The 15,699-nt window shown below is 65.6% G+C and carries 16 protein-coding genes; 14 read left to right on the top strand and 2 right to left on the bottom strand.

Going from position 1 to position 15,699, the window contains the following annotated elements:
* Position 1: 1 nt before the first annotated feature.
* Positions 2–592: an LON peptidase substrate-binding domain-containing protein gene (locus KSS95_RS00080; RefSeq protein WP_217850499.1), complete on the top strand. Its 591-nt coding sequence runs from the start codon at positions 2–4 to the stop codon at positions 590–592.
* A 172-nt stretch (positions 593–764) separates the two neighbouring features.
* Here the strand turns inward: KSS95_RS00080 and KSS95_RS00075 are convergent, their stop codons facing one another.
* Together KSS95_RS00075 and KSS95_RS00070 are read right to left on the bottom strand one after the other, a co-directional pair.
* On the bottom strand, positions 765–2,081 hold the full coding sequence (locus KSS95_RS00075) for a bifunctional DedA family/phosphatase PAP2 family protein (RefSeq protein WP_217850497.1): 1,317 nt from the start codon (positions 2,079–2,081) through the stop codon (positions 765–767).
* A 3-nt stretch (positions 2,082–2,084) separates the two neighbouring features.
* The gene (locus KSS95_RS00070) at positions 2,085–2,777 is read right to left on the bottom strand and encodes a DNA-3-methyladenine glycosylase (RefSeq protein WP_217850495.1); all 693 of its coding nucleotides are present in this window, start codon (positions 2,775–2,777) and stop codon (positions 2,085–2,087) included.
* A 275-nt stretch (positions 2,778–3,052) separates the two neighbouring features.
* Here KSS95_RS00070 and KSS95_RS00065 point away from each other — a divergent pair, with 275 nt between their 5' ends.
* From KSS95_RS00065 to KSS95_RS00005, 13 genes are all read left to right on the top strand, one after another.
* The gene (locus tag KSS95_RS00065) at positions 3,053–4,324 is read left to right on the top strand and encodes a glutamate-5-semialdehyde dehydrogenase (RefSeq protein ID WP_217850493.1); all 1,272 of its coding nucleotides are present in this window, start codon (positions 3,053–3,055) and stop codon (positions 4,322–4,324) included.
* 1 nt (position 4,325) lies between these two features.
* Positions 4,326–4,985, top strand: a complete 660-nt coding sequence (gene nadD / locus KSS95_RS00060) for a nicotinate-nucleotide adenylyltransferase (RefSeq protein WP_217850492.1) — start codon at positions 4,326–4,328, stop codon at positions 4,983–4,985.
* A 44-nt stretch (positions 4,986–5,029) separates the two neighbouring features.
* Entirely contained in the window at positions 5,030–5,458 is a 429-nt protein-coding gene (rsfS, locus tag KSS95_RS00055; RefSeq protein ID WP_217850491.1) for a ribosome silencing factor, read from the top strand.
* A gap of 9 nt (positions 5,459–5,467) precedes the next feature.
* Complete coding sequence (rlmH, locus tag KSS95_RS00050) at positions 5,468–5,935, top strand: 23S rRNA (pseudouridine(1915)-N(3))-methyltransferase RlmH (RefSeq protein WP_011535845.1); 468 nt, start codon at positions 5,468–5,470, stop codon at positions 5,933–5,935.
* Between the two features lie 17 nt (positions 5,936–5,952).
* The gene (gene mrdA / locus KSS95_RS00045; protein ID WP_217850490.1) at positions 5,953–7,851 is read left to right on the top strand and encodes a penicillin-binding protein 2; all 1,899 of its coding nucleotides are present in this window, start codon (positions 5,953–5,955) and stop codon (positions 7,849–7,851) included.
* Positions 7,852–7,889: 38 nt separating this feature from the next.
* Positions 7,890–8,993, top strand: coding sequence for a rod shape-determining protein RodA (gene rodA, locus KSS95_RS00040; RefSeq protein WP_167659498.1), 1,104 nt, complete (start codon positions 7,890–7,892; stop codon positions 8,991–8,993).
* Positions 8,994–9,010: 17 nt separating this feature from the next.
* Positions 9,011–10,021 carry a lytic murein transglycosylase B gene (gene mltB / locus KSS95_RS00035; protein WP_217850489.1) on the top strand — a complete coding sequence of 337 codons (1,011 nt, stop codon included), beginning with the start codon at positions 9,011–9,013 and terminating at the stop codon, positions 10,019–10,021.
* Entirely contained in the window at positions 10,022–11,026 is a 1,005-nt protein-coding gene (locus KSS95_RS00030) for a septal ring lytic transglycosylase RlpA family protein (RefSeq protein WP_217850488.1), read from the top strand.
* Positions 11,027–11,290: 264 nt separating this feature from the next.
* On the top strand, positions 11,291–12,451 hold the full coding sequence (locus tag KSS95_RS00025; protein ID WP_217850486.1) for a D-alanyl-D-alanine carboxypeptidase family protein: 1,161 nt from the start codon (positions 11,291–11,293) through the stop codon (positions 12,449–12,451).
* Positions 12,452–12,524: 73 nt separating this feature from the next.
* Positions 12,525–12,800, top strand: coding sequence for a DUF493 domain-containing protein (locus KSS95_RS00020; RefSeq protein ID WP_023630272.1), 276 nt, complete (start codon positions 12,525–12,527; stop codon positions 12,798–12,800).
* The gene (gene lipB, locus KSS95_RS00015) at positions 12,800–13,447 is read left to right on the top strand and encodes a lipoyl(octanoyl) transferase LipB (protein WP_217850485.1); all 648 of its coding nucleotides are present in this window, start codon (positions 12,800–12,802) and stop codon (positions 13,445–13,447) included. The genes KSS95_RS00020 and lipB overlap by 1 nt, the downstream gene beginning before the upstream one ends.
* Before the next feature lie 2 nt (positions 13,448–13,449).
* Positions 13,450–14,466 carry a lipoyl synthase gene (lipA, locus tag KSS95_RS00010; protein WP_225935547.1) on the top strand — a complete coding sequence of 339 codons (1,017 nt, stop codon included), beginning with the start codon at positions 13,450–13,452 and terminating at the stop codon, positions 14,464–14,466.
* A 99-nt stretch (positions 14,467–14,565) separates the two neighbouring features.
* Positions 14,566–15,504, top strand: coding sequence for a S66 peptidase family protein (locus tag KSS95_RS00005; RefSeq protein WP_217850483.1), 939 nt, complete (start codon positions 14,566–14,568; stop codon positions 15,502–15,504).
* The last annotated feature ends 195 nt before the right edge of the window (positions 15,505–15,699 follow it).

The following is a 15,699-nucleotide window of genomic DNA, read 5'->3' as shown; positions in this document are numbered from 1 at the left end:
GATGACGCTACCGCTGTTTCCCCTCAATACCGTGCTGTTTCCCGGTTGCCTGCTCGACTTGCAGATCTTCGAGGCGCGCTACCTGGACATGATCGGCCGCTGCATGAAGCAGGGCGAAGGCTTTGGCGTGGTGTGCATTCTCGAAGGCGAGCAGGTGGGCAAGGCGCCGCCGCTGGTGGCCGAGTTCGGCTGCGAGGCGCTGATTCGCGATTTCGTGCAGCAGGACAATGGCCTGCTGGGCATTCGTGTCGAGGGCGTGCGGCGGTTTCGCGTCGAGCGCACAGAAGTGCAGAAGGACCAGTTGCTGGTCGCGCAGGTGCAGTGGCTGTCGGAGCTGGCGGACAGCCCGCTGGTGGAGCATGACGACGACCTGCTGGCGTTGCTGCTGGCCTTGGGCGAGCACCCGATGGTGGAGGCGCTGGACATGCCCCGCGATGTCGATGGGCGCCAGTCGCTGGCCAACCAGCTGGCGTACCTGCTGCCGTTCGTGGAAGAGGACAAGCTCGACCTGCTGGCGATCGATTCGCCGCAGCTCAAGCTGGAGGCGATCCAGGCGTTGCTCGAGCGCATCCAGGGCGAGTTGTTCGCCTGATCAGCGGCCCATGCGATCCCGGTAGGAGCGGCCTTGCGTCGCGAACGGGGCGCGAAGCGGCCCCGGGATTTTGGCGATATTGGCGATATTGGCGATCGCCGGGGCTGCTGTGCAGCCCTTTCGCGACGCAAGGCCGCTCCTACAGGGATTCGCGGTGCTGCAAAAGGCCGTATCAGTACTGGTAGCGCAGCAACGCCTTGGGCAGCGCGTGCAGGGCAAAGAACGCCAGCAACGCGACGCACGCCGGCAGCACCAGCCACCACACCCGTTGCGACAGGGCGCTGAGCGGCTGGCGATATTGCACCAGGGTCAGGCTCAAGGCGCACACGCAACAGGCCAGCAGTGCGCCGGCGAGGATATCGGTCGGCCAGTGCGCCCCCAGGTACACCCGCGACAGGGCAATGGCCAGGGCCGGAATGCACCCCAGCAGCACCCAGGTCAGACGCATGCGCGGCGGCTGGCCGCGCCCGGCCAGCAGCGCCAGCACCAGGAAGAAGGCGAACGATGCCGAGCTGTGCCCGCTGGGCATGCTGTAGCTGGTCAGCGGATCGGCCAGCACCTCGGGCCGGGCGCGGGCGAACAGCCACTTGAGCGTGCCGTTGGCCAGGGCCGTGCCGATCAGCGCGCTGCCGGCGAACAGCGCATGGCGCCACTGCCGGGCCAGCAACAGCAGGCCGGTCAGCAGCCCGCCGAGGAAGAACTGGGTGCGAAAATCCCCCAGGCGGGTGACCAGCACCACGGTGCCGTCGATCACCTGGCTGCGGTGTTCCTGGACCAGGGTCATCACGCCCTGGTCGAACTCGCTCAGGTACGGCCAGCCGATGAACAGCGCGGCCACGGCCAGGCCGCTGAGGGCGGCGATCAGCCGGGTGCCATGGCGCTGGTCGCGAATGCTGGTGCTCAGGCTCAGGCCGATCAGCACCGCCAGGGTGCCGACCACGATCCCTGCGTCCAGCCAGAACCCTTCGGGCAGGGGCAGGCGCATCGCCGCGCCGGTGGCCCAGCCCGGCAGCAGGTAGGCCACCGACCAGCCGGCGCCGGCCACCAGGCTTACGGCGATGAAACGCGGCAGCGGCATGTCGAACATGCCGGCGACCATCGGCAGCATCGGCCGCAGCGGGCCGATGAAGCGGCCGACCAGCAGGCTGGCGATGCCGTAGCGCTGGAAGTACGCCTCGGCGCTGCCGATCCACTCCGGGTGGCTGCGCAGTAGCGGCAGGCGCCGGATGTTCTGGTGGAAGTACTTGCCGATGCCGTAGGAGATCGCATCGCCCAGCAGGCCGCCGAGGAAGCCCAGCAGCAGGGTCTCGCCGAGGCTGAAGGCACCGCTGCCGGCCAGCACGGCGACGGCGAACAGCAGCACGGTACCGGGTACGATGATGCCGGCAATTGCCAGGCACTCGACGCAGGCGATGACGAAGATCGCCAGGCCGAGCCATTGTGGGTGAGCGCCAAGCCAGGCGGTCAGGCTATCGAGCCATTGGCCCATGGTTCAGTTTCCTTGTTCGAGCATGAAAAAATCCTGGCCTTCGACCTGGCCGCGGCGCAAGGGGTTGCGCGTGCACAAGCGCGCGTACTCGGCATCGACGAAGCGGTAGGGCAGGTGTTCGTCGCGGCCGTGGGGAATGCCCAGGCGGGTGGTCTGGATCACCCGTGGCACGGCGATGGCGCAATCCTCGACATACAGCCGCTCGGGGTCGAAGCGCTGGGCGTCCCACTGCCTCACCTTCAGGCCCAGGGCCCGGCACAGCAGGGTCTGGCCGTTGCACAGGCGCTCGGGCGGGCGCAGGTTGCCGCTGGCATCGGGGTTGTTCAACTGCATCTGCGCCAGGCTGTTGTCGCCCGACAGGGCGTCGGTCCAGGGGAACGCCGACTTGATCAGCACCGCGTTGCCGGGGCCGTGGGCGCTGAAATTGAGCGAATCGCCGCCGCGGGCGTAATACATGTAGATGTGCCCGCCGTCGAGGAACAGCGCCTTGCGTTTTTCGGTGAAACCGAGGGAGGCATGGCTGCCTTTGTCGGTGAGGTAGTAGGCCTCGGTCTCGATGATGCGCGCGGCCAGCCACAGGTCGCCATGGCGATGGCGAATGATCTTGCCCAGCAGGTCGCGGGCGAGGGTCTGGGCGTCGCGGTCGAAGAAGCTGTCGGGCAGGGCGCGGGCCGGGCAGGGGGCTTGTTCGGGCATGCGGGCGGGGTTCGTGGTGGTGAAGGCGGGGATGATAGCAACGAATGGCTGAAGCGAGGCTGAATCAGGCTGATGCTGTCGTGGGGCAAGCCCGTTCCCATGCCTGCCCGGATTTCGAGGGAGGATGCGGGAACGGGGTAGAAGCTGCGAAGATTGGTTACATCTTTCCTGCACATTGCTGCGCTCATTTTCGACCATCCGCCACCCGCCGCTGGGCGTACCGGAGCGCGCCAGTTATAATCAGCCGATTTCCCCTTTGCCAAGACACCGAACCCATGACCGAGTCCGTTCTTGACTACATGACCCGCCTGGGTCGCGCCGCCCGTGAGGCCTCGCGGGTGATCGGCCGTGCCAGCACCGCGCAGAAGAACCGCGCCCTGCAGGCCGCCGCCGACGCCCTCGACGCGGCCCGCGACGCGCTCACCGCAGCCAATGAACAGGACCTGGCCAATGGCCGCAAGAACGGCCTGGAGCCGGCCTTGCTCGACCGCCTGGCGCTCACCCCGGCACGCATCGACAGCATGATCACCGGCCTGCGCCAGGTGGCCAGCCTGGCGGACCCGGTCGGCGCCATCCGCGACATGAGCTACCGCCCGTCGGGCATCCAGGTTGGCAAGATGCGTGTGCCGCTGGGGGTGATCGGCATCATCTACGAGTCGCGCCCCAATGTGACCATCGACGCCGCCAGCCTGTGCCTGAAGTCGGGCAACGCCACCATCCTGCGTGGCGGCTCCGAGGCCATCCACTCCAACCGCGCCATCGCCACCTGCATCCAGCGTGGCCTGGCCGAGGCCGGCTTGCCGCCGGCGGTGGTGCAGGTGGTCGAGACCACCGACCGCGAAGCCGTGGGCGCGCTGATCAGCATGCCGGAATTCGTCGATGTCATCGTCCCCCGTGGCGGCCGCGGCCTGATCGAGCGCATCAGCCGCGACGCCCGGGTGCCGGTGATCAAGCACCTGGACGGCATCTGCCACGTTTTCGTCGACGCGCACGCCGACCTGGACAAGGCCTGGCGCGTCGCCTTCAACGCCAAGACCTACCGCTATGGCATCTGCGGCGCCATGGAAACGCTGCTGGTCGACCAGCGCGTGGCCGAGCGCTTCCTGCCGGAGATGGCCCGCCGCTTCCAGGAAAAAGGCGTCGAACTGCGCGGTTGCGAGCGCACCCGGGCGATCATTGCGGCGACGCCGGCCAGCGAAGACGACTGGCACACCGAATACCTCGACGCGATCCTGTCGATTCGCGTCGTCGATGGCCTGGAGCAGGCCATCGAGCACATCAACCACTACGGCTCGCACCACACCGATTCGATCATCACCGAGCACCAGGGCCAGGCCCGGCGCTTCATGGCCGAGGTCGACTCGGCCTCGGTGATGCTCAACACCCCGACCTGCTTCGCCGACGGTTTCGAGTACGGCCTGGGCGCGGAGATCGGTATTTCCACCGACAAGCTGCACGCCCGTGGCCCGGTCGGCCTGGAAGGCCTGACTTGCGAGAAGTACGTGGTGATCGGCGACGGCCAGTTGCGCGGCCAGGAGTCGTGCTGAGTTGAGCGAGCCTGTGGCCGTCCGCCGCGTCGGCATTCTCGGCGGCACCTTCGACCCGGTGCATATCGGTCACCTGCGCAGCGCGCTGGAAGTGGCCGAGTTCATGCGCCTGGACGAACTGCGCCTGTTGCCCAACGCGCGGCCGCCGCACCGCGACACGCCGCAGGTGTCGGCCCAGGACCGGCTGGCCATGGTGCGCGGCGCGGTGGCCGGGGTTGGCTGCCTGAGTGTCGATGATCGTGAGCTGGCCCGCGACAAGCCGTCGTACACCATCGACACCCTCGAGTCGCTTCGTGCTGAACTGAACACCCATGACCAGTTGTTCCTGGTGCTGGGCTGGGACGCCTTCTGTGGCCTGCCCAGCTGGCATCGCTGGGAAGAACTGCTGCAACACTGTCACATCCTGGTGCTGCAACGCCCGGATGCCGATGTCGAACCCCCCGACGCGCTGCGCAACTTGCTGGCGGCGCGTTCGCAGAGCGATCCCACCGCCATGTCCGGCCCGGCGGGGCACATTTCGTTCGTCTGGCAGACCCCGCTCGCGGTGTCCGCCACGCAGATCCGACAGCTGCTGGCCAGCGGCAAGTCGGCGCGGTTCCTGGTGCCGGACGCAGTACTGGCCTACATCGAGGCGCACGACCTGTATCGTGCGTCCAACTGACGGCGCCCATGGGCGCCTCAATCAATGAGTTGAACGAGTTTTATATGACCAAGCAGAAAATCAATGGCATCAGCGGCGAAGAATTGGTCGAGCTGACCAAGGCCGCGCTGGAAGACGTCAAGGCCCAGGACATCCAGGTCATCGACGTGCGTGAAAAGCACAGCCTGACCGACTACATGATCATCGCCACCGGTACTTCCAACCGCCAGATCAGCGCGATGCTGGAAAAGGTCCGCGAAGCGGTCAAGGCCAAGGGCGTGCAGCCGCTGGGCGAAGAAGGCAAGGGCGACAGCGACTGGGTGCTGCTGGACCTGAACGACGTCATCGTGCACATGATGACCGCCGCCGCGCGCCAGTTCTACGACCTGGAGCGCCTGTGGCTGGGCGCCGAGCAGAGCCGTTCGGCCGATGGCAAGCACCACAGCCCGGAGCATGCCCACGAGTATGCCGACAAGCTCAAAGGTCGCGAGTAAGGTCGCGCCATGCGTCTGCGCCTGATCGCGGTCGGCTCGCGCATGCCCAAGTGGGTCGAGGAAGGCTGGCATGAATATGCCAAGCGCCTGCCCTCGGAGCTTGCGCTGGAGCTGGTGGAAATCCCGCTGAACACCCGCGGCAAGAACGCCGACGTCGCCCGCCTGATCCGTCAGGAGGGCGAGGCGATGCTGAGCAAGGTGCAGCCCGGGGAACGCATCGTCACCCTCGAGGTCCATGGCAAGCCCTGGAGCACCGAGCAACTGGCGGGCGAGCTGGACCGTTGGCGCCTGGACGCGCGCACGGTCAACCTGATGGTGGGCGGCCCGGAAGGGCTGGCGCCGGAAGTCTGCGCGCGCAGCGAACAGCGCTGGTCGCTGTCGCCGCTGACACTGCCGCACCCGTTGGTAAGGATACTCATCGGCGAGCAGATCTACCGCGCCTGGACCGTGTTGTCCGGGCATCCCTACCACAAATGAACCTGTAAGCCTGTCCGATGCCGCAGCAGATCCGCCTCAAGGACCACGAGAAAGACGCCCGCCTGGTGCGCAACCGCGTCGTCGTGGGCGCCGTGGCGGTGGTGCTGCTCGTCTGCGTGCTGATCGCCCGGCTGTACTACCTGCAGGTCATCCAGTACGACTACCACTCGACGCTGTCGGAGAACAACCGGGTGCACGTGCAGCCGATTCCGCCGACCCGTGGCCTGATCTTCGACCGCAACGGCGTGGTGGTGGCGGATAACCGGCCAAGCTTCAGCCTGGTGATGACCCGCGAGCGCGCAGGCAACCCGGGCAAGTGGCAGGACGTGCTGGATGTGATCGTCGAGGTGCTGCAGCTTACCGCGGATGACCGCGCCCTGTTCGAGAAGCGCATGAAGCAGGGGCGCCGGCCGTTCGAGCCGGTGCCGATCCTGTTCGAGCTGACCGAGGAGCAGATCGCCCGCATCGCCGTGAACCAGTTCCGCCTGCCCGGCGTGGAAGTGGCCGCGCAGCTGGTGCGGCATTACCCCCAGGGCGCGCATTTCGCCCACTCGGTGGGGTATGTGGGGCGGATCAACGAGAAGGAGCTCAAGACCCTCGACACGGTGAACTACAGCGGTACCCACCATATCGGCAAGACCGGCATCGAGCGCTTCTACGAAGACGAGCTGCATGGCCAGGTGGGTTACGAGGAAGTCGAGACCAATGCCCGCGGCCGCGTGCTGCGGGTGCTCAAGCGCACCGACCCGAAACCGGGCAAGGACATTGTCCTGAGCCTGGACATCAAGCTGCAGGAAGCCGCCGAGCAGGCCCTGGGCGGGCGTCGTGGCGCCCTGGTCGCCCTCGATCCGCGCACCGGTGAGGTGCTGGCGATGGTCAGCCAGCCAAGCTTCGACCCCAACCTGTTCGTCACCGGCATCAGCTTCAAGGCCTATGCCGAACTGCGTGACTCGATCGACCGGCCGCTGTTCAACCGGGTATTGCGCGGCCTGTATCCACCGGGCTCGACCATCAAGCCGGCGGTGGCCATCGCCGGCCTGGACAGCGGCGTGGTCACTGCCTCGAGCCGGGTGTTCGACCCTGGCTACTACCAATTGCCCAACTACGACCACAAGTACCGCAACTGGAACCGCTACGGTGACGGCTGGGTAGACCTCGATGTGGCGATCATGCGGTCAAACGACACGTATTTCTACGATCTTGCGCACAAGATGGGTATCGATCGGTTGTCCACCTACATGAACAAGTTCGGTATCGGGCAAAAGGTCGCGCTGGACATGTTCGAGGAATCCCCCGGCCTGATGCCGTCGCGCGAATGGAAGCGCGCCACCCGTCGCCAGGCCTGGTTCCCCGGCGAAACCCTGATCCTCGGCATCGGCCAGGGCTACATGCAGGCCACGCCGCTGCAACTGGCCCAGGCCACCGCGCTGATCGCCAACAAAGGGGTGTGGAACCGCCCGCACCTGGCCAAGACCATCGAAGGCCAGCCGCCGGTGGACGACAACCCGATGGAGAACATCGTCCTGCGCGACAAGTCCGACTGGGCCAAGGTCACCCACGGCATGGAGCAGGTGATGCACGGCGCCCGCGGTACCGCGCGCAAGGCCGCCATCGGCTCGCCGTATCGAATCGCCGGCAAGAGCGGCACGGCCCAGGTGGTGGCGATCAAGCAGGGCGAGAAGTACGACCGCAACAAGCTTCAGGAGCGTCACCGCGACCACGCGCTGTTCGTTGCCTTCGCCCCGGCCGACGATCCGAAGATCGTGGTCTCGGTGATGGTCGAGAACGGCGAGTCCGGCTCCGGCGTCGCCGCCCCCGTGGTCCGCCAGGTCATGGATGCCTGGCTGCTCGATGAAAACGGCCGGCTCAAGCCCGAGTTCGCCCCCGCCACCGTTGCCCAGGAATCGGCCCCGTGAAGAACAATTTCGATCGCATGCTCTCCAGCGAGGACGTGATGCGCCGGCGCGCCAGCTTCCTGCAGCGCATCCATATCGACGGCCCCTTGCTGCTCATCCTCCTGACCCTGGCCGCCGGCAGCCTGTTCGTGCTGTATTCGGCCAGTGGCAAGAACTGGGACCTGCTGATGAAGCAGGCCACCTCGTTCGGCATCGGCCTGGTGTCGATGTTCGTCATCGCCCAGCTCGAGCCGCGCTTCATGGCGCGCTGGGTGCCGCTGGCCTATGTGGTCGGGGTCGTGCTGCTGATCGTGGTGGACGTCATGGGCCATAACGCCATGGGCGCCACGCGCTGGATCAACATCCCCGGGGTGATCCGCTTCCAGCCCTCGGAATTCCTCAAGATCATCATGCCGGCGACCATCGCCTGGTACCTGTCCAAGCGCACCCTGCCGCCGCACCTCAAGCATGTGGCGATCAGCCTGGTGATGATCGGCGTGCCGTTCATCCTCATCGTGCGCCAGCCCGACCTGGGCACCGCGCTGCTGATCCTCGCCTCCGGCGCCTTCGTGCTGTTCATGGGCGGCCTGCGCTGGCGCTGGATCGTCAGCGTGGTGGCGGCGGCGGTGCCGGTGGCGGTGGCGATGTGGTTCTTCGTCATGCACGACTACCAGAAGCAGCGCGTGCTGACTTTCCTCGACCCCGAGAGCGACCCGCTGGGCACCGGCTGGAACATCATCCAGTCCAAGGCGGCGATCGGTTCCGGCGGGGTGTTCGGCAAGGGCTGGCTGCTGGGTACCCAGTCGCACCTGGACTTCCTGCCCGAGAGCCACACCGACTTCATCATCGCCGTGCTCGGCGAGGAGTTCGGCCTGGTGGGCATCTGCCTGCTGCTGCTGATCTACGTGCTGTTGATCGGCCGTGGGCTGATGATCACCGCCCAGGCCCAGACCCTGTTCGGCAAGCTGCTCGCCGGCAGCCTGACCATGACCTTCTTTGTTTATGTGTTCGTCAATATCGGTATGGTCAGCGGCCTACTGCCCGTGGTGGGCGTGCCGCTGCCCTTCATCAGCTATGGCGGAACTTCGTTGGTGACGCTGCTGTCAGCGTTTGGCGTTCTGATGTCGATCCATACGCACCGCAAATGGATTGCACAGGTTTGAAAAAGGTGAAGAATTTCATGCAAGCAGTACGTGGTTGGGCGGCCCGTTGGGTACCGTGGATCGGCGCGATGAGCCTGTGCGGCGCGATCCAGCAGGCCAGTGCCGGTGACTACGACGGCTCGCCCCAGGTGGCCGAGTTCGTCGGCGAGATGACCCGCGACTACGGTTTTGCCAGTGAGCAACTGCTGGGCGTGTTCGCCGAGGTGCAGCGCAAGCAGTCGATCCTCGATGCGATCTCGCGGCCGGCCGAGCGGGTCAAGCCGTGGAAGGAATACCGGCCGATGTTCATCACCGACGCGCGTATCGCCCGCGGGGTGGACTTCTGGCGCCAGCACGAGGCGGTGCTGGCCCGCGCCGAGCAGGCATACGGCGTGCCGGCGCAGTACATCGTGGCGATCATCGGCGTGGAGACGTTCTTCGGGCGCAATACCGGCAACTACCGGGTCATCGATGCCCTGTCGACCCTGGGCTTCGACTACCCGCCGCGCGCCGAATTCTTCCGCAAGGAGCTGCGTGAGTTCCTCCTGCTGACGCGCGAGGAGCAGCTCGACCCGCTGACCCTCAAGGGCTCGTACGCTGGCGCCATGGGCCTGCCGCAATTCATGCCGAGCAGCTTTCGCAACTATGCGGTGGACTTCGACGGCGACGGCCACATCAATATCTGGAACAACCCGGACGACGCCATCGGTAGCGTTGCCAGCTATTTCAAGCGCCATGGCTGGGTTGCCGGGGAGCCTGTGGTCAGTCGCGCCCAGGTACGCGGCGAGCGAGCCGACGAAGGCCTGACCACAGGTATCGAGCCGGTCAGGACAGTGGCGCAGTTGCGGGCGCTGGGCTGGTCGGGCGATGATGCGCTGCGCGATGAGCAAGCGGTAACCGCCTTCCGTCTGGAGGGCGAGCACGGCCCGGAATACTGGATGGGCCTGAAGAATTTCTACGCGATCACTCGCTACAACCGCAGCGTGATGTATGCCATGGCGGTGCATCAGCTATCCGAACAGCTGGTTCTGGCACGGGGCGTCAAGTAAATGCGCGAACTCTTTACAGCCAATGGCTTCAAACTGCTTGCCTGCGTCGCCGCCGGCCTGGTCCTGGCCAGCTGCTCGTCGAGCCGGCCCAGCAGCCCCCAGGGCGGCACTAGCAATACCGTGCGCGCGCAGCCGGGCCTGGACATCAACCGGGCGCACAAGGACGGCGCGCCCTGGTGGGACGTCGACGTCAACAAGATCCCCGACGCCACCCCGACGGTGCACACCGGCAACTACAAGGCCAACCCCTACACCGTGCTGGGCAAGACCTACTACCCGATGCAGGACTCGCGCAGCTATCGCGCCGAGGGCACCGCGTCGTGGTACGGCACCAAGTTCCACGGGCAGAACACCGCCAACGGCGAGCTCTACGACCTCTATGGCATGAGCGCGGCGCACAAGACCCTGCCGCTGCCGGCCTATGTGCGGGTGACCAACCTGGCCAACGGCCGCAGCGTGATCCTGCGGGTCAACGACCGTGGCCCGTTCTACTCCGACCGCATCATCGACCTGTCCTACGCGGCGGCGAAGAAGCTCGGCTACGCCGAGAGCGGTACCGCCCATGTGCGCGTCGAGGGCATCGACCCGCAGCAATGGTGGGCCCAGCGTGGCCAGCAGCCGCCGATGGTGCTCAAGGAGCCGCAGGTGGCCCAGGCGCAGCCGATCGCGGCCAGCAGCGGCCGGGTCGAGCAATGGACCCCGCCACCCCAGCAGCACGCGGCGCCGGTGGTGCCGGTGCAGGTGGCGGGCAACAACGTGCCGGCCGGCAACGGCGGCAGCTTCCTGCAGGTCGGCGCCTTCGCCAACCCGGACGCCGCCGAGCTGTTGCGCTCGAAGTTGAGCAGCATGGTCAGTGCGCCGGTGTTCATCAGCTCCATCGTGCGCAACCAGCAGACCCTGCACCGCGTGCGCCTGGGGCCGATCAACAGCCAGGGCGAGATCCAGCAGGCCCAGGACAGCATTCGCCTGGCGAACCTGGGCCAGGCCAAGGTGGTCACTGATTGAGACCCATCGCGGGGCAAGCCCGCTCCCACGTCCGGCATTGCAGATAGCGTGGGAGCGGGCTTGCCCCGCGATGAATCGACACGCCGATCTGTCGGTTTGTTCATGAATTGCCGGGCGCAGGTATGTACAATGCCGCTTTTGCCCGCAGCGGCATAACGCCGCACTTTTCGGGCCAGGCCACGGCCATAAAACTAGACTGACGGGGCGCTGGGCAAACGAACTTGCCCACGGAACATCAGACCATTAGCGATTTACGAGAGACGGATGAACATCACCAACCTTGCCAAACGACTTTGCCTGCCCGTTCTGCTGATGATCACGCCTGCTGCCTTCGCAGCGGAGCAGATGATGCCAGCACCACCACAACTGGCCGCCAAGTCCTATGTACTCATGGACGCGTCCAGCGGCAACGTGCTGGTCGAGAACAACGGTGACGAGCGCCTGCCGCCAGCCAGCCTGACCAAGCTGATGACCGCCTACATCGCCACCCTGGACATCCGTCGTGGCCAGATCGGCGAGAACGACCCGGTCACCGTCAGCGAAAACGCCTGGCGCACCGGCGGTTCGCGCATGTTCATCAAGGTCGGCAGCCAGGTCACCGTCAGCGACCTGCTGCACGGCATCATCATCCAGTCGGGCAACGATGCCTCGGTCGCCCTGTCCGAGCACATCGCCGGCAGCGAAGACGCCTTCGCCGACATGATGAACAAGACTGCCGCCGACCTTGGCATGTCCAACAGCCACTTCATGAACCCGACCGGCCTGCCGAACCCGGAGCACTACTCCTCGGCCCACGACATGGCCACCCTGGCACGGGCGATCATCAACGAAGACCCGGCGCACTACGCCATCTACTCGCAGAAAGAGTTCTTCTGGAACAACATCAAGCAGCCCAACCGCAACCTGCTGCTGTGGCGTGACAAGACCGTCGACGGCCTGAAGACCGGCCACACCGACGAAGCCGGCTACTGCATGGTCGCCTCGGCCGTGCGTGACGGCCAGCGCCTGATCGCCGTGGTGTTCGGCACCAACAGCGAGCAGTCCCGCGCCGCCGAGACCCAGAAGCTGCTGACCTACGGTTTCCGCTTCTTCGAAACCCAGACCTTCTACCAGAAGGGCACCGAGCTGACTCAAGCCCAGGTATGGAAAGGCGCGACCAACCAGGTCAAGGCGGGTCTGGCCAACGACCTGACCATGACCATGCCTAAAGGCCAGCTTAAGCGTCTGATGGCTTCGATGACCATGAACCCGCAACTGACCGCACCGATCGCCAAAGGTGACGTGATCGGCAAAGTGGAAGTCAAACTGGACGAGAAAGTGGTTCACAGCGCTGACCTCATCGCCCTCGACGGCGTCGAGGAAGCGGGTTTCTTCGGCCGCATGTGGGACAGCATCCGTCTGTTCTTCTACGGTTTGTTCAACTGATACGTGACCGCCACGCCCCTGTGAACCAGGCGGGGGCGCTGTTGCTGCCACGGCTTACGAGGCCGTTACCGCCATGAGCGAAGAAGACGTCAAGTCGCACAAGATCGAATTCCCCTGCGAGGATTACCCGATCAAGGTGATCGGCGATACCGTTGTCGGCTTCAAGGACACGGTGATCGAGATCCTCAGCAAGTACGCCAAGGTCGACCTGTCGACCCTGGCCGAACGCCAGAGCAAGGAAGGCAAGTACACCACGGTGCAGCTGCATATCGTTGCCACCGGTGAGGACCAGTTGCACGACATCAACAGCGCCCTGCGTGCTACCGGCATCGTGAAAATGGTGCTGTGATGCCTGGCGTGCTCGGTATTCGCGACCTTGGCCTGCAGCCCTATGAGCCGGTGCTGGAGGCCATGCGCCGCTTTACCGAGCAGCGTGGCCCGGACAGCCTGGACGAAGTCTGGCTGGTCGAGCATCCTCCCGTGTTCACCCAGGGCCAGGCCGGCAAGGCCGAGCACTTGTTGGTGCCTGGCGAGATCCCGGTGGTGCAGACCGACCGCGGCGGCCAGGTCACCTACCATGGCCCCGGCCAGCTGGTGGCCTACCTGCTGCTGGATGTACGACGCCTGAGCATCGGCGTGCGCGAGCTGGTCAGCCGCATCGAGCTGACCCTCATCGACCTGCTCGCCAGCTACGGCGTGCAGGCGCTGGCAAAACCCGACGCCCCTGGCGTCTATGTCGATGGCGCGAAGATCGCGTCACTTGGCCTTCGAATTCGCAACGGCCGTTCGTTCCACGGCCTTGCCTTGAACGTGGACATGGACCTTGCGCCATTCCGCCGAATCAACCCCTGTGGGTATGCGGGGCTGGCCATGACCCAGCTGCGCGACCTGGCAGGCCCGATCGAACTCGACGAGGTCAGGACAAGGCTGCGCGGACAGCTGGTCAGGCACCTCGACTATGCTGAGCAGACGACCCTGACGGGCGGAATCGACTGATTATGACAACTGTGCAAGAAGCCGTGCCGAACCTGATCCCGACGCAAGACGTCACCCCGCGCCCCGCGCCGAAGAAAGTCGAGGCGGGCGTGAAGCTGCGTGGCGCCGAGAAGGTCGCGCGCATCCCGGTGAAGATCATCCCCACCGAAGAACTGCCGAAGAAACCCGACTGGATCCGCGTGCGCATCCCGGTTTCGCCGGAGGTCGACCGCATCAAGCAACTGCTGCGCAAGCACAAGCTGCACAGCGTCTGCGAAGAGGCCTCCTGCCCGAACCTGGGCGAGTGCTTCTCTGGCGGTACCGCCACCTTCATGATCATGGGCGATATCTGCACCCGTCGCTGCCCGTTCTGCGACGTCGGCCACGGCCGGCCGAAGCCGCTGGACCTCGACGAGCCGAAGAACCTGGCCGTGGCCATCGCCGACCTGCGCCTGAAGTACGTGGTGATCACCTCGGTGGACCGCGACGACCTGCGTGATGGCGGTGCCCAGCACTTCGCCGACTGTATCCGCGAGATTCGCGCGCTGTCGCCGGGCGTGCAGCTGGAAACCCTGGTGCCGGACTACCGTGGGCGCATGGACGTGGCGCTGGAAATCACCGCGCAGACCCCGCCGGATGTGTTCAACCACAACCTCGAGACCGTGCCGCGCCTGTACAAGGCCGCGCGCCCGGGTTCGGACTACGACTGGTCGCTGGACCTGCTGCAGAAGTTCAAGCAGATGGTCCCGCACGTGCCGACCAAGTCCGGCCTGATGCTCGGCCTGGGCGAGACCGACGAAGAGGTGATCGAGGTGATGCAGCGCATGCGCGAGCACGACATCGACATGCTGACCCTGGGCCAGTACCTGCAACCGTCGCGCAACCACCTGCCGGTGCAGCGCTTCGTGCACCCGGACACCTTCGCCTGGTTCGCCGAGGAAGGCTACAAGATGGGCTTCAAGAACGTCGCCTCCGGCCCGTTGGTGCGTTCGTCGTACCACGCCGACCAGCAGGCTCACGAAGCCAAGATCAAGCTCTGAAGCGAGCTTGAGCGAGACATGCCGATGCGCGCTGGAAGGCGGCATCGGCATTTTTTTTGAGCTAGAAGTTTCAAGCGACAAGCTGCAAGGAGTGGCGTGATGAATTGCCTGGAAACTGCCGAGTACCTGTTGCCCAAGGCCCTGCCTGACAACGCCCGCTTCGCCATCATCGCCCCGGCCGGGCCGGCGCGGCTGGATACTGACAAGGCGCGGCTGTGGTTCGAAAGCCGTGGCCTGCAATGCCGTATCTACCCCGGCGTACTGCAAGCGGACGGGTACCTCGCCGGCAGCGACGAGCAGCGCCTGCGTGACCTGCACGATGCGTTCAGTGCCCCGGACATCGACGCCATCCTGTGCATGCGCGGCGGTTACGGCAGCATGCGCCTGCTGGACCGGGTCGACTTCGAACTGATCCGTCGCCATCCCAAGCCGCTGGTGGGCTACAGCGACATCACCGCTCTGCATTCGGCGCTCAACCGGCATACTGGGCTGGTCACCTTTCATGGCGCCATGCTCAACGCCGACTTGCTGGGCGGCAAGCAGGAGCCGACCGTTCGCTCATTGTTCGAGCAATTGGGCGGGCGCTTGCGGGCGGGAGACGCGATCGCTCATCCGTCGGCTTATCCACTGACCTGCGTGGTGCCGGGCACGGCCAGTGGCAGGCTGGTCGGCGGCAACCTGTCGTTGCTCGGCTCCACGCTGGGGACGCTGGCGCAAGTCGACACCCAAGACAGCATCCTGTTCATCGAGGACGTCAACGAGCCGCTGTACCGGGTCGACCGCTTGCTGACGCAGCTGCGCCTGGCCGGCAAGCTGGAGGGGGTGCGTGGCGTGCTGGTGGGGGACTTTGCCGGGATCACCGTGGCGGCGATGACGCCACTGCTGCTGGATACCTTCGGCCCGCTCGGGGTACCGGTGCTGGCCGGGTGGCGCAGCGGGCATTGTGATCCGAATGTGTGCTTGCCGCTGGGGGCTCGGGTAAGGCTGGATAGTGTTGGGCAGACACTGGTGCTGGAGCAGGGTCTGTTCAGGGGCTGAGATGGCCGGGGCTGCTTTGCAGCCCATCGCGACACAAGGCCGCTCCTACAGAGGGGCGCGTTACCCCGACGTTCGCGATTTGTGCTTGCCGCTGGGGCTCGGGTAAGGCTGGAGGGTGTTGGGCAGACACTGGTGCTGGGGCAGGATCTGTTCAGGGGCTGAGATGGCCGGGGCTGCTTTGCAGCCCATCGCGAC

Source organism: Pseudomonas muyukensis, from assembly GCF_019139535.1.
GTDB lineage: Bacteria > Pseudomonadota > Gammaproteobacteria > Pseudomonadales > Pseudomonadaceae > Aquipseudomonas > Aquipseudomonas muyukensis.
This window is presented reverse-complemented; position numbering and strand designations above follow the sequence as displayed.

What these genes read in the sequence shown, in the direction of transcription:
- KSS95_RS00080 (WP_217850499.1), top strand. Translation starts at nt 2, where the DNA reads ATGACGCTACCGCTGTTTCCCCTCAATACCGTGCTGTTTCCCGGTTGC.
- KSS95_RS00075 (WP_217850497.1), bottom strand. Translation starts at nt 2,081, where the DNA reads ATGGGCCAATGGCTCGATAGCCTGACCGCCTGGCTTGGCGCTCACCCA.
- KSS95_RS00070 (WP_217850495.1), bottom strand. Translation starts at nt 2,777, where the DNA reads ATGCCCGAACAAGCCCCCTGCCCGGCCCGCGCCCTGCCCGACAGCTTC.
- KSS95_RS00065 (WP_217850493.1), top strand. Translation starts at nt 3,053, where the DNA reads ATGACCGAGTCCGTTCTTGACTACATGACCCGCCTGGGTCGCGCCGCC.
- rsfS (WP_217850491.1), top strand. Translation starts at nt 5,030, where the DNA reads ATGACCAAGCAGAAAATCAATGGCATCAGCGGCGAAGAATTGGTCGAG.
- rlmH (WP_011535845.1), top strand. Translation starts at nt 5,468, where the DNA reads ATGCGTCTGCGCCTGATCGCGGTCGGCTCGCGCATGCCCAAGTGGGTC.
- mrdA (WP_217850490.1), top strand. Translation starts at nt 5,953, where the DNA reads ATGCCGCAGCAGATCCGCCTCAAGGACCACGAGAAAGACGCCCGCCTG.
- rodA (WP_167659498.1), top strand. Translation starts at nt 7,890, where the DNA reads ATGCGCCGGCGCGCCAGCTTCCTGCAGCGCATCCATATCGACGGCCCC.
- mltB (WP_217850489.1), top strand. Translation starts at nt 9,011, where the DNA reads ATGCAAGCAGTACGTGGTTGGGCGGCCCGTTGGGTACCGTGGATCGGC.
- KSS95_RS00030 (WP_217850488.1), top strand. Translation starts at nt 10,022, where the DNA reads ATGCGCGAACTCTTTACAGCCAATGGCTTCAAACTGCTTGCCTGCGTC.
- KSS95_RS00025 (WP_217850486.1), top strand. Translation starts at nt 11,291, where the DNA reads ATGAACATCACCAACCTTGCCAAACGACTTTGCCTGCCCGTTCTGCTG.
- KSS95_RS00020 (WP_023630272.1), top strand. Translation starts at nt 12,525, where the DNA reads ATGAGCGAAGAAGACGTCAAGTCGCACAAGATCGAATTCCCCTGCGAG.
- lipB (WP_217850485.1), top strand. Translation starts at nt 12,800, where the DNA reads ATGCCTGGCGTGCTCGGTATTCGCGACCTTGGCCTGCAGCCCTATGAG.
- lipA (WP_225935547.1), top strand. Translation starts at nt 13,450, where the DNA reads ATGACAACTGTGCAAGAAGCCGTGCCGAACCTGATCCCGACGCAAGAC.
- KSS95_RS00005 (WP_217850483.1), top strand. Translation starts at nt 14,566, where the DNA reads ATGAATTGCCTGGAAACTGCCGAGTACCTGTTGCCCAAGGCCCTGCCT.